This window comes from Mycobacterium sp. BMJ-28 (genome assembly GCF_054404835.1).
This window is the reverse complement of the sequence record NZ_CM136783.1, coordinates 453400-477769: the sequence shown is the minus strand read 5'-3', so window position 1 is coordinate 477769 and position 24370 is coordinate 453400. Positions and strand designations below refer to the sequence as shown.

The window sequence follows — 24370 nt, the reverse complement described above, 5'->3', positions numbered from 1 at the left end:
TCTGTCGCCCACGGCGGCTACCGTTTGAGAGTGGCTTCGAAAGTACGTTCGCAATTCCGGTGTTCCGAGTGCAACCATGTCTCGACGAAATGGGTCGGCCGGTGCGCGGACTGTGGCACCTGGGGCACGGTCAACGAGGTCGCCGCGCTGAGCTCGCTGGACGGGAAGTCCCTGCGCCGCGCGGTCGTCCCGGCATCGCCTGCGGTGCCCATCACCTCCATCGATCCGGGCATCACGCGGCACCTGCCCACCGGCGTCGGCGAACTGGACCGGGTGCTGGGCGGTGGCCTGGTGCCCGGCTCGGTGACGCTGCTGGCCGGCGATCCCGGTGTCGGCAAGTCCACCCTCCTGCTCGAGGTGGCACACCGGTGGGCCCGCGCCGGCAAGCGCGCGCTCTACCTGTCCGGCGAGGAATCTGCCGGGCAGATCCGGCTGCGGGCCGAACGGACCGGGTGCACCCACGACGAGATGTACCTGGCGTCAGAATCCGACCTGCAGACCTCACTCGGCCACATCGAGGCGGTCCGGCCCAGCCTGGTGGTCGTCGATTCGGTGCAGACCATGTCCACCACCGAAGCCGAAGGGGTGACCGGCGGCGTCACTCAGGTCCGGGCGGTCACCACGGCGCTCACCTCCTATGCCAAGGCCGCCGGGCCCGACGGTCTGTCCCTGCTGCTGGTCGGGCACGTCACCAAGGACGGCGCGATCGCCGGACCGCGCTCACTGGAACACCTGGTCGATGTCGTGTTGCATTTCGAGGGCGACCGGGCGTCGGCACTCCGGATGGTGCGCGGCGTGAAGAACCGCTTCGGCGCTTCCGATGAGGTCGGTTGTTTTCTGTTGCGCGACAACGGAATCGAAGGTGTGGCCGACCCGTCCGGACTGTTCCGGGATGAGCGGCCGGCCCCGGTGCCGGGCACCGCGGTGACGGTGACGATGGACGGCAAACGACCGATGCTCGGCGAGGTACAGGCGCTGATCGGCAATGCCGCCCAGGGCACCCCGCGGCGCGCGGTCAGCGGTATCGACTCCGCCCGGGCCGCGATGATCACCGCCGTGCTGGAGAAGCGGGCCGGGCTACGGCTGGCCGGCAACGACATCTATCTGTCCACCGTCGGCGGGATGCGGCTGACGGACCCGTCCTCGGATCTGGCGGTCGCGCTGGCCATCGCCTCGGCCCAGACCAACCTGCCCGTTCCGTCCACCGTGGTCGCCATCGGCGAGGTGGGGCTGGCCGGCGATCTGCGCCGGGTCAGCGGGATGGAGCGGCGGCTGGCCGAGGCCGCCCGGCTGGGTTTCGGGCACGCCGTGGTGCCGCCCGGGGTCACCGACGTGCCGGCCGGGCTGCGCATCACCACCGCGGGCAACATCGGCGAGGCATTGCGGGTTCTGAAGTCCATCACGGACAATGGCGGCCGACAAGGCCGATAAGGAGGCACGATGGCGGTGAAGCCCAGGTCCAGCCGCACGGTGGTGCATCTGGCGCGCCCGACGCTGCGCGAGACCCTGGGGCGGCTGGCCCCCGGCACCGACCTTCGCGACGGCCTGGAGCGGATCCTGCGCGGCCGCACCGGCGCGCTGATCCTGCTCGGCTACGACGACAGCGTGGAGGCCATCTGCGACGGCGGCTTCTCCCTGGACGTCCGTTATGCGCCCACCCGGCTGCGGGAGCTGTCGAAGATGGACGGTGCGGTCGTCCTGTCCAGCGACGGCACCCGGATCCTGCGCGCCAACGTGCAACTGGTGCCGGACCCGTCCATCCCCACCGAGGAATCCGGTACCCGGCACCGCTCGGCCGAGCGCACCGCCGTGCAGACCGGTTACCCGGTGATCTCGGTCAGCCATTCGATGAGCATCGTCACCGTGTACGTCGCGGGGGAACGTCACGTCGTCCCGGACACCCCCACCATCCTGTCCCGGGCCAACCAGACCATCGCCACCCTGGAGCGCTACAAGTCCCGCCTGGACGAGGTCAACCGTCAGCTCTCGACGGCCGAGATCGAAGACTTCGTCACGCTGCGCGATGTCATGACGGTGGTGCAGCGCCTGGAGATGGTGCGCCGGATCAGCTTGGAGATCGATGCGGACGTGGTCGAGTTGGGCACCGACGGCCGCCAGTTGCAGCTGCAGCTGGAGGAGCTGGTCGGCGACAACGGCACCGCCCGTGAACTGATCGTGCGGGACTATCACGCCAACCCGGATCCGCCGAGCGCCGCCCAGGTTTCTGCCACGCTGGAGGAACTGGATGCCCTTTCGGATAACGAACTGCTCGACTTCACCGCTCTGGCAAGGGTTTTCGGTTACCCGTCGACGGTGGAAGCGCAGGATTCGGCGATGAGCTCGCGCGGGTACCGGGCGATGGCAGGCATTCCGCGGCTGCAGTTCGCCCATGTCGACCTGTTGGTGCGGTCCTTCGGCTCACTGCAGGGCGTACTGGCTGCCAGCGCCAGCGATCTGCAGTCGGTGGACGGTATCGGCTCGATGTGGGCCAGGCATATCCGCGAGGGCCTGTCCCAGCTGGCCGAGTCGACGATCGCCGACCAGCTGGCCTGACTTATCCGCCCGGTGCCGGCGCGGGGGCGGGTTCGGCCGGAGGCGCCGGTTCCGCGGGCGGGGCCGCCGGATCGGCGGGCTTGGACTCGGCCAGGATGAACGGCACCGGCGCAGACCGCAGATTGCCCAGCTGCACCAGCAGGTTGTAGGTGCCAGGGCCGATCGGCTCGCGAGGCAGCGGGCAGTTCGGCGCGGAGCCCATACCGGTCCAGGTGACCTCGGTGGTCACCTGCTCACCCGGGTTGAAGGTCTTCACCAGCGTCTCGTTGGACGGGGCGCAATCCAGGTTGGACCAGAGGCGCTTGTTGTCCAGCGAGTACACGTAGGCCGACAGCACCGCGGCACCCACGTCGCGTTTGCACGCCACCAGTCCGATGTTGGTGACGACCATGGTGAACTTCGGCTGATCGCCCATCACAAAGTCCGGGGCGCTGGTGATGCCCTTGACCGCCAGTGTCGAATCGGGGCAATCGTCGCCCTCCTTGAGAACGGGGGGCGGGGTCACCGCCGCCGTCGGGGTCGGCGTGGGGGGCGGGACCTGTTGTGCGGGGACCACCGGCGTCTTCACCCCGGGGGTTTCACCGGGCAGCGGCGGCGGTGCGGCCTGGCTGCCGGTCGCCGCGGTCTTGTCCGCGGTCGGCGTCCCTGAGCTGGTGCTGTTTGCCACCACGATCGCGATGATGCCGACGACCAGGGCCAGCACGAGGACCCCGATCCCGATCGCCGCGATACGGCGCCGCCGGTAGATCTGGCTCGGTGTGGGTCCACCATGCGGTTCTACGTCTAGCACGAACTCAACGGTAAGCCGAGGTCACCCCCCGAGGTCCGAGGCGGCCCGGCGTGTCGGTCTCAGGTTTGTTCGCCGATATCGCCCAGGTGGTCGCGCAGCACCACCCGGCCGTCGGACAGGTGATAGGTGAGCCCGACGATCGCCAGCGTGCCCGCGTTCACCCGTTCGGCGATGGCGGTCGAGCGCGCCATCAACTGGGCACCCGTCTCGGTGACGTGCCTGGCTTCGAACTCGTCCACTCTGGTGAGTCCGTCGCGGCGGCCCAGCAGGATCGACGGCATGACGCGCTCGACGATGTCGCGGATGTAGCCGCCGGGGATCGCGCCCTCGTCCAGCGCCGTCAGCGTGGCATTCACCGCGCCGCAGCTGTCGTGACCCAGCACCGCGATCAGCGGGACGTTGAGCACCACCACGGCGTACTCGATGGACCCGAGCACCGCGGAGTCGATGACGTGCCCGGCGGTGCGGACCACGAACATGTCGCCCAGGCCCTGGTCGAAGATCAGTTCGGCGGCCACTCGGCTGTCACCGCAGCCGAACACCACCGCGGTCGGCCGCTGGGCGGCGGCCAGGCTGGCGCGATGTGCGACACCTTGGCTGGGATGCTCGGGCTTACCTGCGACGAAGCGCTCGTTACCCTCTTTGAGTGCCTTCCACGCTGATATCGGGTTCGAGTTGGGCATGACCGACATTCTGCCCGAGCCCACCGAGTTCGTCGGGCCGGCCATCGACTCGGCCGCATTGATCACCTGGTTCGGCCATGCCGAGCGGGACCTGCCGTGGCGCCGTCCGGGCGTCACGGCGTGGCAGATCCTGGTCAGCGAGTTCATGCTGCAGCAGACACCGGTGTCCCGGGTCGAGCCGATCTGGCTGGACTGGATCGCGCGCTGGCCGACACCGTCGGCGACGGCCGCCGCCGGCCCGGCCGACGTACTGCGCGCCTGGGGCAAGCTGGGCTATCCGCGCCGGGCCAAGCGCCTGCACGAGTGCGCGGTGGCCATTGCCGCCGACCATGACGATGTGGTGCCCGACGATGTCGAGACCTTGCTGACGCTGCCGGGGATCGGGGCCTACACCGCACGGGCGGTCGCGTGTTTCGCCTACGGCAAGCGGGTGCCGGTGGTGGACACCAACGTGCGCAGGGTGCTGTCCCGGGCCGTGCACGGCCGCGACGAAGCTCCGGCCCGGGCCCGCGATCTCGCCGATGTGGACGCCCTCCTCCCCGAAGACGATGTTGCGGCACAACGGTTTTCGGCGGCACTGATGGAACTGGGGGCGATCGTGTGCACCGCGCGCGGACCCAAGTGCGGGTTGTGCCCGCTCACCGTGTGCCGGTGGCGCACCGCCGGCTACCCGGCCGCCGATGCCCCGGCCCGACGGGTGCAGAAGTACGCGGGCACCGATCGCCAGGTGCGCGGCAGGCTGCTGGACGTGCTGCGCGCCAGCACCCGGGCGGTCACCCGGGCCGAGTTGGATGTCGCCTGGCTGTCGGACACCGCGCAGCGCGACCGCGCCCTTGACTCACTGCTGGTAGACGGGTTGGTGGAGCAGACCGCCGCCGGGTTGTTCGCGCTGGCCGGTGAGGGCGGCGAAGGCTAGGACGCGCGCGCGAAGCTGCGCCGGTAGTCCGACGGTGTCACGCCGATGACACGGCGGAAATGGTGGCGCAGCAGGGTGGCCGTGCCGAACCCCGACCGGTCGGCGACGCGGTCGATGTCCAGATCGGTCTCCTCCAGCAGCCGGCGGGCGTAGAGCACCCGCTGATCGGTCACCCACTGCATGGGGGTGGTGCCGGTCTCCTCGACGAACCGGCGGGCGAAAGTGCGCGCCGACATGCTGGCCCGGGCCGCCAGGGTGGCCACCGTGTGCGGCTCCTTCAGGTGCGTCAGGATCCAATCCAATTGCGGGGCAAAACCTTCCGAACACCGGATCGGGATGGGCTGATCGATGTACTGACGCTGCCCGCCGTCACGCTGGGGCGGCACCACCATCCGGCGGGCGATCTTGTTGGTGACCTCACTGCCCATCTCCCGCCGGACCAGATGCAGGCAGGCGTCGATGCCCGCCGCGGTCCCGGCGCTGGTGATCAGGTTGCCGTCGTCGACGAAGAGCACGTTGCGATCCACCCGTGCGGTCGGATACATCCGGGCGAGCTCGTCGGCGTGCATCCAGTGCGTGGTGCACGGCCGGCCGTCCAGCAGGCCCGCCGCCCCGACGACGAAGGCCCCCGAGCACACGGTCAGGATGATCGAACCGGCCGCCTCGGCCGCGCGCAGCGCCTCCAGGGCCTCTTCCGGATAGCCCCCGTACTGGGTACTGACGGCGGGCACGGCCACCAAGTCCGCGCCGACGAGGGCGGAGAAGTCGTGGTCCGGGGTGATCTGGGCGCCCACCGAGGTGCGCAGGGGTTGACCGGCGACCGGCCCGCAGATCTTGAAGTCGAAGTTGGGCACCCCGTCGTCGGACCGGTCTATCCCGAAGACCTCGCAGATCACCCCGAACTCGAAAACCGCAAGGCCGTTCAGCACCATCGCCGACACGCTTTTGATCATGGCAGCATCTTATCCAACGGAGGCAGCCCTGCCACTGTTCGGCTGTATATAGCCTTCCGAATAATTACTGCCATGACCGTCGCCCTTGCAATCCTCATCCTGCTGGCTCCGTTCGCCCTGGCCATCACACTGGGTTGGGTGGCCAACCGATCACACATCCTGCGACTGCACGTCGACCAGTTCCGTGTGCCCGACTCCGCCTGGGACCGGCTGTTCGACACCGATCCCGACACCGCCCGCATCCAACACGATGTGGCCGCGATCCGCAGCCGCTTCGAACAGGCTCCCGCCTGGCCGTCCTCAGGCGTGCTGGGCGAGCGTCGTTAGGAACGACTCGACGGCCGCCCGGTATTCCTCGGGTGCGTCGTCGTGGATCAGATGGCCGGAGCCGGGCACCCGCAGGTACGCCGCGCGGTGCCCGGTGTCCCGCATCAGTTCCATCTGCCCGGGCGGTGCAACCGTGCCACCGGCCTCCAGAAGCAACACCGGCACCCGCACCGCATGCCACTGCTCCCAGTAGTCGCGGGTGCCCCACTGCGCGGCGATCTCGATCCACCGGTCGGCGTGACCGTGCAGGCGCCACCCCGATTCCGTCCGGTCGAAAGCGTCCAGAAAGTACTGCCCGGCGACCGGCCCGAACTCGTCGTAGACCTGTCGGGCCGAACCGAACTCGACCGGCAGCGCGTGCAGCCAGGGTTCCCACGCACCGGTGGTGCGGCCCCTGAAATCGGGCGCCATGTCCTCCACCACGACCGCGGTCACCAGATCGGGGCGCACCGCCGCCAGGCACCAGGAGTGCAGCCCACCCATCGAGTGCCCGATCAGCGTCGCCGGCCGGCCCAGTTCGGCCACCGCATCGGCCAGGTCCGCCACGAACCGCTCGGTGCTGACCGGGTACGGGTCCGCGACGTCGCGGCCCCGGTGCCACGGGGCGTCATAGGTGTACACCGGTCCGAAGCGGGTCAGCCACGGCAGCTGACGGGACCACGTGGTGCCGCGTCCCATCAGTCCGTGCACCAGGACCAACGGGCCACCGGCCGAATCGGCGGGACCGCCCCTGGCAGTCAGAAGTGCGCTGCGCATGCCGCCATCCTGCCGCGCGGGCATCCGGGTAATCTGAGCCCATGCCCGTCGTGAAGATCAACGCCATCGAGGTCCCGCCCGACGCAGGCCCCGAACTGGAGAAGCGGTTCGCGCACCGCGCGCACGCCGTCGACAACCAGCCCGGCTTCCTGGGCTTCCAGCTGCTGCGCCCGGTCAAGGGCGAGAACCGCTATTTCGTGGTGACGCAGTGGGAGTCCGATGAGGCATTCCAGGCCTGGGCCAGCGGGCCAGCCGTGGAAGCGCACGCCGGACAGCAGAAGAACCCGGTCGCCACCGGCGCGTCACTGCTGGAGTTCGAGGTTGTGTTGGACGTTGCGGGGACCGGCACCTCGTCCTGACGGTGCCGGGGCGGCCCGCCGGCTCGCGGCACTGATCGGCACCCTCGCCCTCGCCACCGCATCGCTCGGCGGTTGCGCGCCGAGCAGTACACCGCCCGCCAATGCGGGTGACGCGGTCATCAAGACCAACACCCCGCCGGGTGTGCGGGCCAAACAGCTGATGGACATGCTCAACTCGGACTGGCCGATCGGCCCCGTCGGGGTCAAGACGCTGGCCGTGCCCGCCCAGGTGGACGACATCGGCACCACCATGGACCAGATGTGGTACGACCGGCCCTACACGCTGGCCGGAGTCGACATCGGCGCGGGATTCGCCAACCTGCACGTGGTGACGTCCTACGGTGCCCGTCAGGACATCGAGCTGCGCACCGATGACACCAGCACCCTGGTCGACCGCATGACGGTGACCAATCAGCCTCTGGCCCTGCATAATTGGTCCGACGTGGACGCGGTGCTCGCCAAGACCGGGGCACGGTACGCCTACCAGCTGTCCAAGGTGAACGACGGCAAGTGCGTCAAGGTGGCGGGTTCCAACACCACCGAATCCCTGCCGCTGGCCTCGATTTTCAAGTTGTACGTGCTGTATGCGGTGGTCGACGCCATCAAGGCGGGCACGCTGAATTGGGACGATCGGCTGACGATCACCGCCGAGGCCAAGAAGCTCGGCTCGTCGGGTTTCGACAAACTTCCGCCGGGCTCCCAGATCTCGGTGCGCGACGCCGCCGGGAAGATGATCGCCACCAGCGACAACATGGCCACCGACCTGCTGATCGGGAAACTGGGCCCGGGGGCGGTCGAACGCGCACTGGCCAAGGCCGGGCACCACGATCCGGCAAGCATGACGCCGTTCCCGACCATGCACGAGATCTTCTCGATCGGCTGGGGCGAACCCGATCTGCGCGCGCAGTGGCAGCACGCCGATGCGAAGGTCCGGGGCGAACTGCTGCAGCAGACCAGCACCCGCCCCTACGAACCCGATCCGTTGCGCACCCACTCCCCCGCGTCGGCATACGGTGCGGAGTGGTACGGCAGCGCAGAGGACATCTGCCGCGTGCACGCCGCCCTGCAGACCGCGGCGGTCGGCGCGGGCGCACCGATCCGCGACATCCTGTCGTTCATCCCTGGTATCGATCTGGACCGCACCGAATGGCCGTATATCGGCGCCAAGGCCGGAAACCTGCCCGGCGAGCTCACCTTCAGCTGGTATGCGGTCGACCGGGCGGGCCAGCCCTGGGTGCTGAGCCTGCAAACCAATTGGCCGCGTTTCTACAGCACCCGGACGGCAGGCTGGCTGATGACCGTCATCAAGCAGATGTGGGCGCTGGCACACCAGGCCTAGGGCTGCGAACGCACCGTCCAGGCGTGCCCGCGAAAGTGCATGACGGTACGGCTCAACGGCGCGATGTCCAAGCGCCAGAACGACTTCGGCGGCGCATCCAACACGTTCAGGATCGCCGCACGGATGACCGCAGGGTGCGTGACGGCCACCACCCGGGCATGCACCGCCGTCAGGCTCTCCAACCACAGCGCCACCCGGGCGATCAGCTCGACGACCGCCTCGCCGCCGTGCGGCGCGCGGGCCGGATCGGTGAGCCACACCGCCAGATCCGCCGGATCGACGCCGCCCAGCACGTCACCACGCCACCGGCCGCAATCCAGGTCGGCCAGCGCCGGTTCGACGCCGGCGTGCAAGCCCAGATGCTCGGCGGTCTGCGCCGCTCGCTTCTCCGGGCCACGCACCGCGATGTCCACCGGACCGAGGTCGACGGCGCCGTCGGCCTGACGTCGCCCGAGGGCGTTGAGCGGCTCGTCGATGGGGAATCGCCCGGCTGCCATGGCGTCGGTCATGGCATGTGACACCAGGGTCAGCCGGACGACTTCACTCACGTGGGGAGACTGGCCCCCGGAATATCGGCGCCCGCGCGCTTACCGTCGAGCAGTCGCGACGCCAGCGCGCCGAACACCAGACCGATGGTTGCCCACATGACGACCTGCGTGCCCAGCGAGTAGAGCCGGAACTGGTAGAGATCGTCCGCGGCGAAACCGGGGAAGATGATCGTGCCCGCGGCGTCGGTGACCGGACCGGGGGTCTCGTGGATGGCGGGCAGGATGAGGAACACCACCGCCATCGAGACGACGTAGTCGGCGGCACCGATCAGGGTGGCGTTCCAGACCCCGAACCGGGGCGCCAGCCGGCGTCCGAGCAACACCGAACCGACGAACAGGGCGACCGAGAGCACGACCACCAGAAGGTAGAGCAGCGTGCGCTGTCTGATCGTCTCGTCCAGGCTGGTCGCCGGCGGGCTTGGCGGGTATTTCAGGGCCGGCACCACCCATACCGACAGCAGTGCCGCGGCCGCGATCAAGGCCGCCAGCGCCCGTGCGGACAGGTTGGCCGCACGGCCGTAGGTCAGGCAGAAGACGACGGCCAGCAGCGCGCCCATCGCCACGCTGAAGGCCAGCACGCCGAAGCCCATGCCGATACTCGACTGCACCCCGCGGGTGAACAGTTCGACACCGTGTTCATGGCCGCCGTGCGAGTGGCCCTCGATCGACTCGCGGGCGGCGCCGACGCCGTCCTCGAAGTCGATCGCGCGGCCGATCACCGGCTCGATGAAGATCTTGGCGAAGACGAAGGCGAGCACACCCGCCAGGGCGCCGGCAAGAATGCCGCGCCCGATGATCTGCTTTTCCATTGTTTGTCGGTTGCCTGATTCAGTGGCAGGGGAAACCGAGCAGGTGCCGAGCGTCGTGGACGAACTCGTGCACGTAGGTGTTGTTACCGAACACCGAGGTGGCGCCCTGGTCCATTCCGACGAAGTACAGCACCAGAAGTGCCAGGAAGGCGGTCGCCGACAGCCACACCACCGCGCGGGCGGCGGAGAGGTCGATCGCGGGTACCCGGGTCTTGGGTGCCTCTGCAGAAGTCATGTCCAGTCCTTTCGGGATCACGCGTCCCAGTTGCCGAGCTGTTGACGGATGTCGGGTCTGACTTTCACAGTGGCGCGACCGTTCTGGAGTTACACCAGATTCCTCGTCCGTCGATTACAGCATGCATGTTATGCCGACCACACCCCATCCGTGCACCGGACCCGGAGATACGTCGTAAAGACCAAGTTCTTGAACACGCAAAAAGGCACCTGGAGGTTTCGTTGCTATGTGTTGCCTGAGCAGTTGTCCAACCACATACTCTCCCCGTGACCCAACTCATACGCCGTGTTCGAACGTGTGCCATCGCATTGTTGGTCGTGCTGCCGTTCATCACCACGCCCACCGCGGCCGCCGACGGCCCCCACATCACCGGAATCGAGCACGTCAGCGACCGCTGGGACAAGGTCTCGGTGTTCTCCCCGGCGATGAACAAGGTCGTCGTCAACGACGTGTTCAAAGCGCGCTCTTCGGGGGCGCCGACCTTCTACCTGCTGCCCGGCATCGACGGCGGCGACAACCTGGATCCGGGCGGCAACTTCGCTCCCGGCGCCAAGTCGTGGTTCGGCATGACCGATATCCAGGGCTTCTTCGCCAACAAGAACGTCAATGTGGTCTCCCCGCTGGGCGGTCAGTTCAGCTGGTGGACCAACTGGGTCAACGACGGCGACAAGCAGTACCAGACCTACATGACCCAGGAACTGCCGCCGCTGATCAACAAGCAGTACAACACCAACGGCCGCAACGCCGTCGGCGGCCTGTCCAGCACCGGCGGCACCGCCGTCGACTACGCCGTACAGGCGCCCGGCCTGTTCCGCGCAGTCGCCTCCTACAGCGGCATGCTCAATCCGTCGGCCGACCCGCAGCAGGTGGGCATCACGCTGATGGGCGGCGGCCTGAGCGCGGACAACATGTGGGGTCCCGGCGGCGGACCGCTGTGGATCCAGCACGACCCGACCCGCAACGTCGGGGCATTGAAGGGCACCGCCATCTACGTGGCCGCGTCCGCCTCGGGCAACGTCGGATCGGTGGACCGGCTGCCGGAAGGCTTCGGGCCCAACTTCACCGGCGGGCTGATCGAGCGGATCGTCGCCGACAGCACCAAGGCCTTCGCCGACGCCGCGGGCGCTGCCGGCGTGCCGGTCACCTATGTCGTCCGGCCCGACGGTTCCCACACCTGGGGCCTGTTCGAATCGGAGATGCAGGAGTCCTGGAGCACGACCGTCGGCCCGGCTCTCGGCGTCCGGTAGACCGCAGACAACGACAATGGCGCCCCGCTTCCGCGGGGCGCCATTGTCGTGCTTGCGCTATTCGGCTGCCGTGGCGGCCAGGTCGGCCTCGGCCGAACCGGTCTCCTTCGGTCGGCCGGCGAAGGTGAACTTGGCGTTCTCGCCGGTCCCCTCGCCGTCCCAGCCTTCGACATCGACGGTGACGATCTGGCCCGGCCCGACCTCGTCGAACAGGATCTTCTCGCTCAAGGCGTCCTCGATCTCGCGCTGGATGGTCCGGCGCAACGGCCGGGCACCCAGCACCGGGTCGAAGCCGCGCTTGGCCAGCAGCGCCTTGGCCTGATCGGTCAGCTCCATCGACATGTCCTTGGCCTTGAGCTGCTTGCCCACCCGGCCGATCATCAGTTCCACCATCTGGACGATCTCGTCCTGGGTGAGCTGGTGGAAGACGATGATGTCGTCGATACGGTTGAGGAACTCCGGCCGGAAGTGCTTCTTCAGCTCGTCGTTGACCTTGAGCTTCATCCGCTCGTAGTTGTTCTCACCGCCACCTTGGGTGAAGCCCAGGCCGACCGCCTTGGAGATATCCGAGGTGCCCAGGTTCGAGGTGAAGATCAGCACGGTGTTCTTGAAGTCGACCGTGCGACCCTGACCGTCGGTCAGGCGGCCGTCTTCGAGGACCTGCAGCAGGGTGTTGTAGATCTCCTGGTGCGCCTTCTCGATCTCGTCGAAGAGAACCACGGAGAACGGCTTGCGGCGCACCTTCTCGGTGAGCTGGCCGCCCTCTTCGTAGCCGACGTACCCCGGAGGGGCACCGAACAGCCGCGACGCGGTGAAGCGGTCGTGGAACTCGCCCATGTCGATCTGGATGAGCGCATCGTCGTCGCCGAACAGGAATTCGGCCAGCGCCTTGGACAGCTCGGTCTTACCGACACCGGACGGGCCGGCGAAGATGAACGAGCCCGACGGGCGCTTGGGGTCCTTCAGGCCGGCGCGGGTACGCCGGATGGCCTTGGAGACCGCCTTGACGGCGTCGAACTGGCCGATGATCCGCTTGTGCAGTTCGTCTTCCATGCGCAGCAGGCGGGTGGTCTCGGCCTCGGTCAGCTTGAACACGGGGATACCGGTCCAGTTGCCGAGCACCTCTGCGATCTGCTCGTCGTCGACTTCGGCGACCACGTCGAGATCGCCCGAACGCCACTGCTTCTCTCGCTCGGCGCGCTGGGCGACGAGCTGCTTCTCCGAGTCTCGCAGCCGGGCCGCCTTCTCGAAGTCCTGCGCGTCGATCGCGGATTCCTTTTCCCGGCGGGCATCGGCGATCTTCTCGTCGAACTCGCGCAGGTCCGGCGGTGCGGTCATCCGGCGGATGCGCATCCGCGCGCCCGCCTCGTCGATGAGGTCGATCGCCTTGTCCGGCAGGAACCGGTCGTTGATGTAGCGGTCTGCCAGCGTGGCCGCCGCCACCAGGGCACCGTCGGTGATGGACACCCGGTGGTGCGCCTCGTACCTGTCGCGCAGTCCCTTGAGGATCTCGATGGTGTGCTCGACGGTCGGCTCACCGACCTGCACCGGCTGGAACCGGCGCTCCAGGGCGGCGTCCTTCTCGATGTACTTGCGGTACTCGTCGAGCGTGGTCGCACCGATGGTCTGCAGCTCGCCGCGGGCCAGTTTCGGCTTCAGGATCGAGGCCGCGTCGATGGCACCCTCGGCGGCACCCGCACCGACCAGCGTGTGCAGCTCGTCGATGAACAGGATGATGTCGCCGCGGGTGTTGATCTCCTTGAGCACCTTCTTCAGGCGTTCCTCGAAGTCACCGCGGTAGCGGCTGCCTGCGACCAGCGAACCCAGATCCAGGGTGTAGAGCTGCTTGTCCTTCAGCGTCTCGGGCACCTCGCCGTGCACGATGGCCTGCGCCAGGCCCTCCACGACGGCGGTCTTGCCGACGCCGGGCTCACCGATCAGCACCGGGTTGTTCTTGGTACGGCGGGACAGCACCTGCATGACCCGCTCGATTTCCTTCTCGCGGCCGATGACGGGGTCGAGCTTGCCCTCCATCGCGGCGGCGGTGAGGTTGCGGCCGAACTGGTCGAGCACCAGCGAGGTCGACGGGTTGCCGGACTCGCCACCACGGCCACCCGTGCCGGCCTCGGCGGCCTCCTTGCCCTGATAGCCGCTCAGCAGCTGGATGACCTGCTGGCGCACCCGCGTCAGTTCGGCGCCCAGCTTCACCAGGACCTGGGCGGCGACGCCCTCGCCCTCCCGGATCAGGCCCAGCAGGATGTGCTCGGTGCCGATGTAGTTGTGGCCGAGCTGCAGCGCCTCGCGCAGGCTCAGCTCGAGGACCTTCTTGGCGCGCGGGGTGAAGGGGATGTGACCGGACGGGGCCTGCTGGCCCTGGCCGATGATCTCCTCGACCTGGCTGCGCACGCCCTCCAGGGAGATGCCGAGCGACTCCAGCGACTTGGCGGCGACGCCTTCGCCTTCGTGAATGAGGCCCAGCAGGATGTGCTCGGTGCCGATGTAGTTGTGGTTGAGCATCCGGGCTTCTTCTTGCGCCAGGACGACGACCCTGCGGGCACGGTCGGTAAATCTCTCGAACATCGGTCTTACCTGCTCTTCCTCACATAGGGCGCGGCTTGCGCTGCGGACACACGGCGCCTGCGCTCCACTCTAATGGGCGGTGCCTACGGGCGCGTTGCCTTGGTTGCGCTTTCGGAGAACGCCGCCACACCGCTGGGCACATCGGCGCGCGACGGACAAGCTGCGAAAGCCGCCACACGCCCGGTACGGCTGCGTGTACCTGAGACAACGCCCACGGGGTACCCAAGGTTTCCCTCGCGACGCCGATTTCGGTTCGCCCGTAGCGAAAGGGCGACCCAAGGCCGCCGGCAACAACCGGTTAGGTTGCCGCGTGGAAAGCGTCGATGACTTCGGCGGGGATGCGCCCGCGGGTGGAGACATTGTGGCCGTTGCGCCGCGCCCACTCCCGGATGGCAGCGCTCTGCTCACGGTCGATCGCGGCACGACCTCGGCCCGAACCGGCCGACCGGCCGCGGCGACGGCCCCCGACCCGGCGGCCCGCCTCGACCCACTGCTTGAGGTCGTGCCGGAGCTTCGCCGCGTTCTTCGAAGAAAGGTCGATCTCGTAGCTCACCCCGTCGAGAGCGAATTCGACGGTCTCATCGGCTGCCGCCTCACCGTCGAAATCGTCAACCAACGTGACGGTTACTTTCTTCGCCATTAGCTCACACTGACCCTTCTGTGGCCGCTGTAGTTCGCATCCCGATCCCCAATGCAATATTTGCATAGGATCGGAATTCATTCAACAACGTCCTTACATAACCCTTCGCTCCGCTCGCCCAAGCGGCGACGTGATCAGTTTCCTTGTCTGCGCACAATCGGGAACAAAACGGTCTCCCGAATCGACAGTCCCGTCAATGCCATCAACAACCGGTCGATACCCATTCCGGTGCCCGTTGTGGGCGGCATCGCGTACTCCAATGCGGCGAGAAAATCCTCGTCCAGGCGCATTGCCTCGTCATCACCGGCCGCGGCCGCGCGGGCCTGGTCTTCGAACCGCGCACGCTGAATCACCGGATCGATGAGTTCGGAGTAACCCGTGGCCAATTCGAATTTCCGGATATAGAGATCCCATTTCTCGGTAACGCCGGGAATGCTGCGGTGAGCGCGGGTCAGCGGGGTCGTCTCGACTGGGAAATCGCGCACGAACGTGGGCGCCCACAGCTTGTCGCCGACTGCGTGCTCCCACAGTTCCTCGACGAGTTTTCCGTGTCCGTAGCCGCGATCGGTCGGAATCTCCAAGCCGAGCCGATCCGCAATAGACCACAGCAACTCTACGCCCGTCTCGGGCGTGATCTCCTCGCCCAGCGCCTCGGACAGCGACGGGTACATTTGCAGCGTCTGCCATTCGCCGTCGAGGTCGTAGGTGCTGCCATCCGGCAGCGGCACCGCCCTGGTGCCGATCGCCTCGTCGGCCACTTCCTGAATTATTTCCCGGGTGACCTTCGCAGAATCGTCGTAGGTGCCGTAGGCCTGATATGTCTCCAGCATCGCGAATTCCGGCGAATGGGTGGAATCGGCGCCTTCGTTTCGAAAGTTACGATTCAACTCGAAGACCTTCTCGAAACCGCCGACCAGGCATCGTTTCAGGAACAACTCCGGCGCGATCCGCAGGTACAGATCGGTATCGAGGGCATTCGAGTGCGTGACGAACGGCCGGGCCGCCGCCCCGCCGGCCAGCGTCTGCAGCATGGGCGTCTCGACCTCGAGGAAGTCCCGGCGTTCCAGCGCCGAGCGCACCGCCCGCACCACGGCGACGCGCTGGCGGGCGATGGTGCGGGCTTCCGGCCGCACGATCAGGTCGACATAGCGCTGCCGGACCCGGCTCTCCTCGCTCATCTCCTTGTGCGCCACCGGCAGCGGCCGCAATGACTTCGACACGATTTGCCAGGAATCGGCAAGCACAGACAATTCACCGCGCCGGGAACTGATCACCTGACCGTGCACGAACACGATGTCACCCAGATCGACATCGGCCTTCCACGCGTCCAGCGATTCCTGGCCGACCTCGGCAAGGCTGATCATCGCCTGGAGCTGCGTGCCGTCGCCGTCCTGCAGCGTGGCGAAGCACAACTTGCCCGAGTTGCGCGCGAACACCACCCGCGCGGCCACCCCGACGCTGTCGCCGGTCTGGGTGTCCACCGCCAGGTCCGGATAGGCCGCACGCAACTCGGCCAGCGAATGCGTGCGGGCCACCTGCACGGGGTAGGGATCGCGCCCTTCCGCCAGCAGACGCGCACGCTTGGCCTGGCGAATCCGGTACTGCTCGGGAATATCATCGGACTCGGTCGGACTCGCCGCCGCCGGAGCTGGAACATCAGAAGAACTCACGACGTGCCAGCTTAAATGAACACGTGAACCCGTCGTCGCACGCTGTGCTCGCGGCACTGAACGAGCAGCCGCTGGACTGGCGTTTCAAGGGCATCCCGACGGCGTGGCAGCACCGCACCGCGGCCCAGGTGCTGGCGGCCGGGCCGGGGCTGTTCGACGCGGGCCCCACCGGCCCGCTGTGCGTACTGCGCGACGGCGCGCTGCGCCACAACGTCGCCGCCATGGCGACGTGGTGCCGGGACCGCGGCGTACTGCTGGCGCCGCACGGCAAGACCCATATGTCGCCGCAGCTGTTCGCCCGCCAGGCCGACGCGGGTGCGTGTGCGGTCACCGTGGCCACCATCAGCCAGGCCCGGGTGTACCGCGCCTTCGGGGCGGCTGCCATCGTGCTGGCCAACGAGCTCGTCGATGCCGCCGGGCTGGCCTGGCTGGCCGCCGAACTGGACGCCGACCCGCAGTTCAGCGCGGTCTGCTGGGTGGATTCGGTGGCCGCCGTGGCGCTGATGAGCGCCGCACTGCCCGGCGCGGGCCGCAGGCTGGATGTCTGCGTCGAGGTCGGGATGGCCGGTGGCCGGACCGGCTGCCGGACCCCGGAGCAGGTGGACGAGGTGGCCCGCGCTGCGGCGGCCGCGCCGCGGCTGCGGTTGGTCGGGGTGGCCGGCTACGAGGCCGCCCGCTCCCAAGACGTGGGCCCGCAGGCGTCGGCGCAGGTGCGCGCCTACCTGGCCGGGATGCGTGCCGCGGTGAGCCGGCTGACCGGCCTGTTCGAGACCGACGACGTGATGGTCACCGCGGGTGGCAGCACCTACCCCGATGTGGTCGCCGACGAACTCGCCGGGGCGGCCCGGCGGGTGATCCTGCGCAGCGGGTGCTATCTCACCCACGACGACGGGCTGTACGCGCGCACCTCACCGCTGCGGCTGCACCCGGCACTGCAGGTGTGGGCGCCGGTGCTGTCCCGTCCCGAGCCCGGCCTCGCGCTGGTCGCGATGGGCCGCCGCGATGTCTCCTTCGATGCCGGCCTGCCGGTCCCACTGCACCTGCCGGGGGCGACCGTCACCAAACTCAACGACCAGCACGCCTACCTCGACCCGGGCGGCCACGCCATCGAGGTGGGCGACTGGCTGGCGTTCGGGGTCTCACATCCGTGCACCACGTTCGACAAATGGCAGCTGATTCCGGTGCTCGACGAGCAGGACCGGGTGGTCGACCTGATTCGGACGTTCTTCTAGTTACGGGCGCCGCGGCCGCTGGTTGTCGCGATTGCGCTCGTACACCAGCCGCAAACCGTCCAGGGTCAGGTTCGGTTCGTAGTCCCGCACCGTGTTCAGGTCGGGCAGCACCAGCGGCGCGTAGTGTCCCGTCGCGACCACCGCCACATCGCTGCCGGCGAAACCTTCGACGTCCGAACGGATCCGACTGACCAAACCGTCGACCAGTCCGGCGAATCCGAACACCGCGCCGGCCTGCATGCACTCCACGGTGTTCTTCCCGATCACCGAGCGCGGCCGGGTCAGCTCGACCCGGCGCAGTGCCGCCGAGCGGGCCGCGGCGGCGTCGGAGGACACCTGCACACCGGGGGCGATCGCGCCGCCGAGGAACTCACCCTTGGCCGACACCACATCGACACAGATCGAGGAACCGAAGTCGACCACGATGGCGGCGGAGCCGAACTTGTGGAACATCGCCAGGCAGTTGACGATCCGGTCGGCTCCAACCTCCTTGGGGTTGTCCACCAGCAGCGGGATCCCGGTGCGCACCCCCGGCTCGATCAACACATGCGGTATCGCCGGCCAGTACTGGTCGAGCATGAGCCTGATCTCGTGCAGCACCGAGGGCACCGTGGACAGCGCGGTCGCGCCCGTCAGTTGCTCGGTGGCATCGCCGATCAGCCCGTCGATGGTCAGTGCCAATTCGTCGGCGGTGATCTCCGATTCCGTCCGGATCCGCCAGGTCTGCGTCACCTTGGCATGGTCACCGGTTCCCGAGATCAGCCCGACGACGGTGTGGGTGTTGCGGACGTCGATCGCGAGCAGCATCAGCGTGGCGACATCAGGCCGGATGCGTCGGCCGGAACGTAGGCCGGATCGGAGCCCAGGTCGGTCTGCCGGTTGCCGGCATCCACGAACACGATGCGCGGCTGATACTCGCGGGCCTGCGCGTCCTCCATGGTGCCGTAGGCGATCAGGATCACCAGATCACCGGGGTGGACCAGATGTGCTGCCGCACCGTTGATCCCGATCACGCCACTGCCACGGTCGCCGGTGATCGCGTAGGTGACCAGCCGGTTGCCATTGTCGATATCGACGATGGTCACCTGCTCCCCTTCCAGCAGGTCGGCGGCGTCCATCAAGTCGGCGTCGATGGTCACCGAGCCGACATAGTGCAGGTCGGCGTGCGTCACCGTGGCGCGGTGGATCTTCGATTTGAGCATGGTCCGTAACATCAATTCCTCCAAGGCAATTCGTGCTCGTCGTACTCGACGTCGGGGCCGGGCCCCGATGGCACACCGATATCGATGGCGATGTTGTCCAGCAGTCGGGTGCCCCCGAGCCGGGCTGCGACCAGCATCCGGGCCCTACCCTGCGCCGGCGCCGGGCCCAGCCAGGTGTCGCGCACCTCGAGATAGTCCACCTGTAGCGCGGGCACCTCGTCGAGCACCGCGCGGGCGGCATCCAGCGCCGAGGCCACCCCTTCACCGGCGCCGTACATTCCGGCCAGCAGCGCCGCGGACAGCGCACCCGCCTGCTCGCGGTCACTCTCGCTCAGATAGCGGTTGCGCGACGACATGGCCAACCCGTCGGATTCCCGCACGATCGGCACCGCGACGATGCGGGTGTCCAGGTTCAGATCGTCGGCCATCTGCCGGATCAGCACCAGTTGCTGGTAATCCTTTTCGCCGAAATAGGCGCGGTCCGGCCCCACGATCTGCAGCAGCTTCAGCACAACCGTCAACATTCCGGCGAAATGTGTCGGGCGCGAAGCACCTTCGAGTTCGGCGCCGAGCGGACCGGGATGCACGCTGGTGCGCGGTCCGTCCGGGTACATCTCGGCCGCACTCGGGGTGAACACCACGTCCACCCCTTCCCCGCGCAGCGCCGTGAGGTCGTCGTCCAGGGTGCGCGGGTAGGCCTCGAGATCCTCGCCGGCCCCGAACTGCAGCGGGTTGACGAAGATCGACACCACCACCACCGCGCCGGGCACCTGCTTGGCGGCACGCACCAGGCTGAGGTGACCGTCGTGCAGTGCACCCATCGTGGGCACCAGCGTCACCCGACGGCCGGTGGCCCGCAGCGCCCTCGTCACACCGGCAACCTCGGAGCGCCGGGTGTAGACGTTGAGCTCACCAGCGGTGAAAGCCGGCGATTTGGTGGCGTTCACGTCCTGTCGTCCCGTCTGAGCACGTCGAACACATCCTCGGGTGCGTGCGCCCGCTGGGCGGTGCGCAGTGAATTTGCCCGATAGGCTTGTGCCAGTTCGGGATCGGTCTCGAGCAGGGACCGCAGATGCCCGGCCACCGCGGCCGCGTCACCCCGGGCCACCGGACCGGTGAGCGCGGCCTGGCCGCGCTGCAAGGCATTGTCCAGGGATGCGCGGGCCAGCGGCCCGACGATCCGTTCGGCCAGACCGCCGGGTGCGTCACCGACCAGCTCCTGGCCGAGCAGCTCCTGCCCGCGCAGCGCATTGCGAAGGGCCGCAACGGAGTCCAGCACGACGGTGACGAGGTGGTTGCTGGCGTGCGCCAGAGCCGCGTGGTAGAGCGTGCGCGCATCCTCACGCACCCGGAACGGCTCGCCGCCGATCTCCAGCACCAGTGCCTGCGCCACCGCGTAACCGACCTCGTCTGCGGCAGTGACACCGAAGCAGGTGTCGGCCAGCCGGGCGATGTCCTCGTCGCCGCCGGTGAACGTCATCGCCGGGTGCACCGCAAGCGGAATACAACCCTGCTCGGTCAGCGGCGCGAGCACGCCGACACCGTTGGCACCGGAGGTGTGCACGACGATGGTGCCGGGCCGCACCGCCCCGGTGACCGCCAGTCCGGCGACCAGCGCCGCCAGCTCGGAGTCGGGCACGGCGAGCAGTAACAGCTCGGCGCGGGCCGCGACGTCCTGTACCGGGACGATCGCGGTGTCGGGAAGCCGCCGCGCCGCGCGGTCCCGGGAGGCGTGCGATATCGCGCTACAGGCCACCACGACGTGGCCGGCCCGCTCCAGCGCCACACCGAGCGCGGACCCGACCCGTCCCGCCGACACCACACCGACCGTCAGCCGGGCAGGGCGCAACCCGTCGGGACGATCCCACTGCGGCTCCGATGCCGAAGGGGACTGCACCATCGCAGTGACCTCGCAAATGTCTCAGAATCGGTCGTTCCGGTCCTGCCGTGCAGGTACCGGACGGTCGCCATGAGCGTAGCTCACTCGTCGCGACGTCGACGCCGCCCGCCTCCGGTGCTTCCCCCGTCGCTGCGCTGGCCCCCGAAGCTGCCTGCCTGCAGGCGCGACAGCAACTCCGACACCGGCTGCCCACCCGCGTGCTGACCTGCGCCCTCGTCCGGAGTCTCCGGCCCAGGCGGCGGTTCGTCGGCATTGCGGTGCCGGGCCGACCTGGCCGGTTCCGGCGGCAGCGGCGGCGTCGCCAGCGTGGGCGAGGCGGGGTTCTCCCGGGTCTCCGGGGGAACCGAATGCCGGGCGCGCGGCGGTGGCGGCGCCTCTGGTTCGCCACTGCTGGAGTGGCGCCCGCGCCGGTTCTCCACCGGCGGCGGGGTCATGGCCGGTTCCGGATGGGCGGGCGTCGACGGTGGCGGCGTGCCGTTGACCGGCGGCGCCACCCAATTGCTGCCGGGCGCGCCGGCGGGGATGAAATGACCTTCGGCCGGCGCAGGCTGCCAGTCGGCGGCAGGCTGGCGGGCCGGCTCGGGCGCCGGATAGGGCGGTGGCTGCGGTGCCGGGTTCCACGCGGGGGGCGGCGGGCTCTGCGGCTGGATCAGGGGCGGTGGCTGGACGGGCGGCTGCCACACCGACTCCCGCACCGGGGGCGGCGGCTCACTCCAGGCCGCAGGTCGCTGCGCCTCACCGGAGCGGCGGTGGGCGCCGCCGGCCGGCGGCCATTGATCCCATTGCGGCTCGGGCACATCGGGTTCGGCCGGAACGTCGATGATCGGGCTTTCCTCGGTGCGGGGATCGGCATCTCTGCGCTCCTCGACATCGATGCGGCTGGCGATCACCCGGCCTGCCGGCCGATCGGTTTCCAGTGCGGGCCGCTGATCGAGATCGGTGTCGAAGAGGATCTCCAGGTTGTTGCGCAGCGCCGCGAGTTCGGCGCGCAGCGCGGCCACCTCGTCGGCGGCCTGGGCGCGCAGTTCGGCCGCGAGTTCCCGGCGCAGCTGCGACTCCACCGCCAGTTCGTATTCGCGCCGGGCCGAGATCTCCCGGTCCAACTGGAGGTCGTAGACCAGCTTCAGATCCCGCACCTTGGCCTGGTCGACATCGCTCTGCCTGCGGTAGATCACCGAGACGAAGGCGGCGACCACCGCGGCCCACAACGCCAGTACGACTGCGAGTTTGAGCAACTCGACGCGATTGGTGAACACCAGCACGGAACTGGCGACGATGGCCAGCACCAGCAACACCGACAGCAGGATCCAACCCGGCCTCCGGGAAACGCGCCGAACGCGCATGCCGCGGGACGGATCGGTCATGGGCCGACTGTACCGTTCACAGGTCACATCGCGTGTCGACCGGCACGGCGATTCGGCTACTCAGCTGCGGCGTCGCTGTGCTCGTCGGGCTCGTCCGGGGACTTGCAGCAATGCTGTAACCACAACGCCGCGACCACCAGTGCCAACGCGCACAGCGCGGCCACCACCGCACCCGCGGTGTCCTCGCCGGCGACCCGCAGTTCCCCCCGGCGTGGCAACAGATAGCCCAGTACACCCGCCCACCAGCCGAGTACCAGGGCGCCCACCCAGGCCGACGCCTTGGCGACGACGACCGATCGGGCCACCGCCAGCGGATGCAATCGGCCCCCGCCGACCCCGATCCGCCCGTCGCGGATCTTGCCCCGGACGAAGTACCCCCAGCCGGCTTCCGCGCCGGCCAGCACGAACAGCGACACCCCGGTCCACAACGTGATCGGGGGAAACCACCGGTACAACCAGACCACCAGCAGGTAGCCCACCACGGCGGTGGCCACCGTGGCGAACACCAGATCGCGCTTGCGGGTCGGGCCCATCAGCGGCTCAGCACCAGATCGGTCGGCCGGACGCCGGCGCGTTCCTTCGCGTCGAGTTCGGCGAGCAGTTCGGTGATCGGCCGGTCCGTGCCGGTCACCCACAGCCGCGCGGCCGGGTCGGCGGCCAGCCACGGAATCAGCACGAATGCCCGCAGATGCGCGTACGGGTGGGGCAAGGTGAGTTCGGGGTCGGCGCTGCGCAGCTGTTCGCGACCGTCCTGGCAGGTGACCACATCGACATCCAGGGTGCGTGGCCCCCAATGGATTTCACGTATTCTTCCGGCCGCGTCCTCGAATTTCTGGGCACGGCGCAACCAGTCGGTCGGATCCATCCCGGAGTCCTGCGCGATGACGATCGCGTTGAGGAACGGTCCCTGCTCGACACCGCCCCAGGCATCGGTCTCGTATACCGGCGACACCGCCAGCACGGCCGAGCCGAGGCCGTCGACCACCGATTGCAGGTGCGCCAGCCGGTCGCCCAGGTTGGATCCGATGGACAGCACCGCCCGGGTCACGGGCGATCCCCGCGCGGCCGCCGGGACCGGCGCGCCACCACCGCGACGTCGTTGAACGTCAGCGGGATCGGGGCGCTCGGCTTGTGCACGGTGACCTCGACCGCATGCACCCGCTGGTCGGTCATCACGTCCTCGGCGATCTCGGCCGACACCGTCTCGATCAGATTGCGGGGCGGTCCGGCGACGATATCGGCGGCCCGCTGGGCCAGCGCTCCGTAATCCAGGGTGTCGGCCAGCTCGTCGCTGGCGGCGGCCGCGGCGAGATCCACCCACACCGTGAGGTCGACGACGAAGTCCTGGCCGTCGCGGCGCTCATGGTCGAACACCCCGTGATGTCCTCGAACGGTCAAGCCGCGCAGTTCAATCCGATCAGCCATGCCAGGCCTCCACCACCTTCAGTGCGTCGACGGATGCCCGCACATCGTGTACGCGCACTCCCCAGGCTCCGTCCCGCGCGGCCAGCGCCGAGATCACCGCGGTCGCGGTCTCGCGGCCCGCCGGGGGACGCGGTTCACCGTCGGCACCGGTCAACAGAGTGCCCAGAAAGCGCTTGCGGGAGGCGCCGATCAGCACCGGTATCCCGGTCCCGACCAATTCCGGCAGCGCCCGCAACAAGGCCCAATTGTGTTGGGCGGTCTTGGCGAATCCCAGACCCGGGTCGATGATGAGCTTGGCGGGGTCCGCCCCCGCCGATACCGCCGCGTCGACACTGCGCATCAGCTCGTCACGTACCTCGGCCACCACATCGGTGTAGTGGGGCGCCTGGTGCGGATGGTCGGCGCCGACGGAACGCCAGTGCATGAGGATCCACGGCACCCGGGCCTGCGCGATCAGACCCGCCATCGCCGGATCCGCCCGGCCGCCGGACACGTCGTTGACGATCTGGGCGCCGGCCGTCAGCGCCGCCTCGGCCACCGCGGCGTGCATGGTGTCGATGCTGAGCGTGAGCCCCAGTGCGGCAAGGTCTTCGATGACGGGCACCACCCGGGCGGTCTCGACCGCGGGGTCCATCCTGGTCGCGCCGGGGCGGGTCGATTCGCCGCCCACGTCGATCACCGCGGCGCCGTCGGACACCAGCGCCAGCGCGTGCGCGACGGCACGGTCGCGGTCCAGGTATTGCCCGCCGTCGGAGAAGGAGTCGTCGGTGATGTTGACGACACCCATCACCACCGGGGCGAGCGAAGCAACGGGATGAGTGCCCGGGGCGAGCGAAGCGACG

The 24370-nt window shown here is 68.6% G+C and carries 27 protein-coding genes; 8 read left to right on the top strand and 19 right to left on the bottom strand.

Features of this window, described 5'->3' with window-relative positions; all coding sequences use genetic code 11:
- Positions 1-24: 24 nt before the first annotated feature.
- Both radA and disA read left to right on the top strand, forming a co-directional pair.
- Positions 25-1431: a DNA repair protein RadA gene (gene radA, locus ACXPWS_RS02360; RefSeq protein ID WP_458710898.1), complete on the top strand. Its 1407-nt coding sequence runs from the start codon at positions 25-27 to the stop codon at positions 1429-1431.
- Between the two features lie 42 nt (positions 1432-1473).
- Complete coding sequence (gene disA / locus ACXPWS_RS02355; protein WP_458713381.1) at positions 1474-2553, top strand: DNA integrity scanning diadenylate cyclase DisA; 1080 nt, start codon at positions 1474-1476, stop codon at positions 2551-2553.
- Position 2554: 1 nt separating this feature from the next.
- Here the strand turns inward: disA and ACXPWS_RS02350 are convergent, their stop codons facing one another.
- Together ACXPWS_RS02350 and ACXPWS_RS02345 are read right to left on the bottom strand one after the other, a co-directional pair.
- Positions 2555-3343 carry a hypothetical protein gene (locus ACXPWS_RS02350; RefSeq protein ID WP_458710897.1) on the bottom strand — a complete coding sequence of 263 codons (789 nt, stop codon included), beginning with the start codon at positions 3341-3343 and terminating at the stop codon, positions 2555-2557.
- A gap of 59 nt (positions 3344-3402) precedes the next feature.
- The gene (locus tag ACXPWS_RS02345; RefSeq protein WP_458710896.1) at positions 3403-4026 is read right to left on the bottom strand and encodes a carbonic anhydrase; all 624 of its coding nucleotides are present in this window, start codon (positions 4024-4026) and stop codon (positions 3403-3405) included.
- On the opposite strand from ACXPWS_RS02345, the gene ACXPWS_RS02340 reads away from it, so the two are divergent.
- Positions 4025-4942 (top strand): HhH-GPD family protein, encoded by a 918-nt coding sequence (locus ACXPWS_RS02340; RefSeq protein WP_458710895.1) that lies wholly within the window; start codon positions 4025-4027, stop codon positions 4940-4942. The genes ACXPWS_RS02345 and ACXPWS_RS02340 overlap by 2 nt on opposite strands.
- On the opposite strand, the gene ACXPWS_RS02335 is transcribed toward ACXPWS_RS02340, so the two are convergent.
- Positions 4939-5895: a GlxA family transcriptional regulator gene (locus ACXPWS_RS02335; protein ID WP_458710894.1), complete on the bottom strand. Its 957-nt coding sequence runs from the start codon at positions 5893-5895 to the stop codon at positions 4939-4941. The two genes, ACXPWS_RS02340 and ACXPWS_RS02335, sit on opposite strands and share 4 nt — an antisense overlap.
- Positions 5896-5967: 72 nt before the next feature.
- Between ACXPWS_RS02335 and ACXPWS_RS02330 the strand changes: the two genes are divergently transcribed.
- The gene (locus ACXPWS_RS02330) at positions 5968-6222 is read left to right on the top strand and encodes a hypothetical protein (RefSeq protein ID WP_458710893.1); all 255 of its coding nucleotides are present in this window, start codon (positions 5968-5970) and stop codon (positions 6220-6222) included.
- On the opposite strand, the gene ACXPWS_RS02325 is transcribed toward ACXPWS_RS02330, so the two are convergent.
- The gene (locus ACXPWS_RS02325) at positions 6196-6978 is read right to left on the bottom strand and encodes an alpha/beta fold hydrolase (protein ID WP_458710892.1); all 783 of its coding nucleotides are present in this window, start codon (positions 6976-6978) and stop codon (positions 6196-6198) included. The genes ACXPWS_RS02330 and ACXPWS_RS02325 overlap by 27 nt on opposite strands.
- Positions 6979-7019: 41 nt before the next feature.
- Between ACXPWS_RS02325 and mhuD the strand changes: the two genes are divergently transcribed.
- Positions 7020-7337, top strand: a complete 318-nt coding sequence (gene mhuD, locus ACXPWS_RS02320; protein ID WP_458710891.1) for a mycobilin-forming heme oxygenase MhuD — start codon at positions 7020-7022, stop codon at positions 7335-7337.
- On the top strand, positions 7312-8676 hold the full coding sequence (locus ACXPWS_RS02315) for a serine hydrolase (RefSeq protein ID WP_458710890.1): 1365 nt from the start codon (positions 7312-7314) through the stop codon (positions 8674-8676). The genes mhuD and ACXPWS_RS02315 overlap by 26 nt, the downstream gene beginning before the upstream one ends.
- Here ACXPWS_RS02315 and ACXPWS_RS02310 read toward each other — a convergent pair.
- From ACXPWS_RS02310 to ACXPWS_RS02300, 3 genes are read right to left on the bottom strand one after another with little or no spacing between them, the layout of a single operon-like run.
- Positions 8673-9224: a histidine phosphatase family protein gene (locus tag ACXPWS_RS02310; protein ID WP_458710889.1), complete on the bottom strand. Its 552-nt coding sequence runs from the start codon at positions 9222-9224 to the stop codon at positions 8673-8675. The genes ACXPWS_RS02315 and ACXPWS_RS02310 overlap by 4 nt on opposite strands.
- Entirely contained in the window at positions 9221-10033 is an 813-nt protein-coding gene (locus ACXPWS_RS02305) for a CbtA family protein (protein ID WP_458710888.1), read from the bottom strand. Before ACXPWS_RS02305 ends, ACXPWS_RS02310 begins: the two co-directional genes overlap by 4 nt.
- Before the next feature lie 19 nt (positions 10034-10052).
- Positions 10053-10268, bottom strand: a complete 216-nt coding sequence (locus ACXPWS_RS02300; RefSeq protein ID WP_458710887.1) for a CbtB domain-containing protein — start codon at positions 10266-10268, stop codon at positions 10053-10055.
- 266 nt (positions 10269-10534) lie between these two features.
- Between ACXPWS_RS02300 and ACXPWS_RS02295 the strand changes: the two genes are divergently transcribed.
- Complete coding sequence (locus ACXPWS_RS02295) at positions 10535-11515, top strand: alpha/beta hydrolase (protein WP_458710886.1); 981 nt, start codon at positions 10535-10537, stop codon at positions 11513-11515.
- 57 nt (positions 11516-11572) lie between these two features.
- Here ACXPWS_RS02295 and clpC1 read toward each other — a convergent pair whose 3' ends face one another.
- The 3 genes from clpC1 to lysS form a co-directional block, all read right to left on the bottom strand.
- Positions 11573-14095, bottom strand: a complete 2523-nt coding sequence (gene clpC1 / locus ACXPWS_RS02290) for an ATP-dependent protease ATP-binding subunit ClpC (RefSeq protein WP_458710885.1) — start codon at positions 14093-14095, stop codon at positions 11573-11575.
- A gap of 298 nt (positions 14096-14393) precedes the next feature.
- Entirely contained in the window at positions 14394-14735 is a 342-nt protein-coding gene (gene lsr2 / locus ACXPWS_RS02285) for a histone-like nucleoid-structuring protein Lsr2 (protein WP_458710884.1), read from the bottom strand.
- A 134-nt stretch (positions 14736-14869) separates the two neighbouring features.
- Positions 14870-16405 carry a lysine--tRNA ligase gene (lysS, locus tag ACXPWS_RS02280; protein WP_458710883.1) on the bottom strand — a complete coding sequence of 512 codons (1536 nt, stop codon included), beginning with the start codon at positions 16403-16405 and terminating at the stop codon, positions 14870-14872.
- Between the two features lie 23 nt (positions 16406-16428).
- On the opposite strand from lysS, the gene ACXPWS_RS02275 reads away from it, so the two are divergent.
- The gene (locus tag ACXPWS_RS02275; RefSeq protein WP_458710882.1) at positions 16429-17637 is read left to right on the top strand and encodes an alanine racemase; all 1209 of its coding nucleotides are present in this window, start codon (positions 16429-16431) and stop codon (positions 17635-17637) included.
- On the opposite strand, the gene ACXPWS_RS02270 is transcribed toward ACXPWS_RS02275, so the two are convergent.
- From ACXPWS_RS02270 to folP, 9 genes are all read right to left on the bottom strand, one after another.
- A complete protein-coding gene (locus tag ACXPWS_RS02270) occupies positions 17638-18444 on the bottom strand; it encodes a type III pantothenate kinase (protein WP_458710881.1) in 807 nt (268 codons plus the stop codon).
- Positions 18444-18851 carry an aspartate 1-decarboxylase gene (panD, locus tag ACXPWS_RS02265; protein ID WP_458710880.1) on the bottom strand — a complete coding sequence of 136 codons (408 nt, stop codon included), beginning with the start codon at positions 18849-18851 and terminating at the stop codon, positions 18444-18446. Before panD ends, ACXPWS_RS02270 begins: the two co-directional genes overlap by 1 nt.
- The gene (gene panC / locus ACXPWS_RS02260; RefSeq protein WP_458710879.1) at positions 18851-19786 is read right to left on the bottom strand and encodes a pantoate--beta-alanine ligase; all 936 of its coding nucleotides are present in this window, start codon (positions 19784-19786) and stop codon (positions 18851-18853) included. The genes panD and panC overlap by 1 nt, the downstream gene beginning before the upstream one ends.
- Positions 19783-20739: a Rossmann-like and DUF2520 domain-containing protein gene (locus tag ACXPWS_RS02255; RefSeq protein WP_458710878.1), complete on the bottom strand. Its 957-nt coding sequence runs from the start codon at positions 20737-20739 to the stop codon at positions 19783-19785. Before ACXPWS_RS02255 ends, panC begins: the two co-directional genes overlap by 4 nt.
- An 80-nt stretch (positions 20740-20819) precedes the next feature.
- Positions 20820-22103, bottom strand: coding sequence for a DUF6779 domain-containing protein (locus ACXPWS_RS02250; RefSeq protein WP_458710877.1), 1284 nt, complete (start codon positions 22101-22103; stop codon positions 20820-20822).
- A gap of 56 nt (positions 22104-22159) precedes the next feature.
- The gene (locus ACXPWS_RS02245) at positions 22160-22636 is read right to left on the bottom strand and encodes a DUF3180 domain-containing protein (RefSeq protein ID WP_458710876.1); all 477 of its coding nucleotides are present in this window, start codon (positions 22634-22636) and stop codon (positions 22160-22162) included.
- Positions 22636-23151 (bottom strand): 2-amino-4-hydroxy-6-hydroxymethyldihydropteridine diphosphokinase, encoded by a 516-nt coding sequence (gene folK, locus ACXPWS_RS02240; protein ID WP_458710875.1) that lies wholly within the window; start codon positions 23149-23151, stop codon positions 22636-22638. Before folK ends, ACXPWS_RS02245 begins: the two co-directional genes overlap by 1 nt.
- Complete coding sequence (gene folB, locus ACXPWS_RS02235) at positions 23148-23528, bottom strand: dihydroneopterin aldolase (protein ID WP_458710874.1); 381 nt, start codon at positions 23526-23528, stop codon at positions 23148-23150. Before folB ends, folK begins: the two co-directional genes overlap by 4 nt.
- On the bottom strand, positions 23521-24315 hold the full coding sequence (folP, locus tag ACXPWS_RS02230) for a dihydropteroate synthase (protein ID WP_458713380.1): 795 nt from the start codon (positions 24313-24315) through the stop codon (positions 23521-23523). The genes folB and folP overlap by 8 nt, the downstream gene beginning before the upstream one ends.
- Positions 24316-24370: the final 55 nt, after the last annotated feature.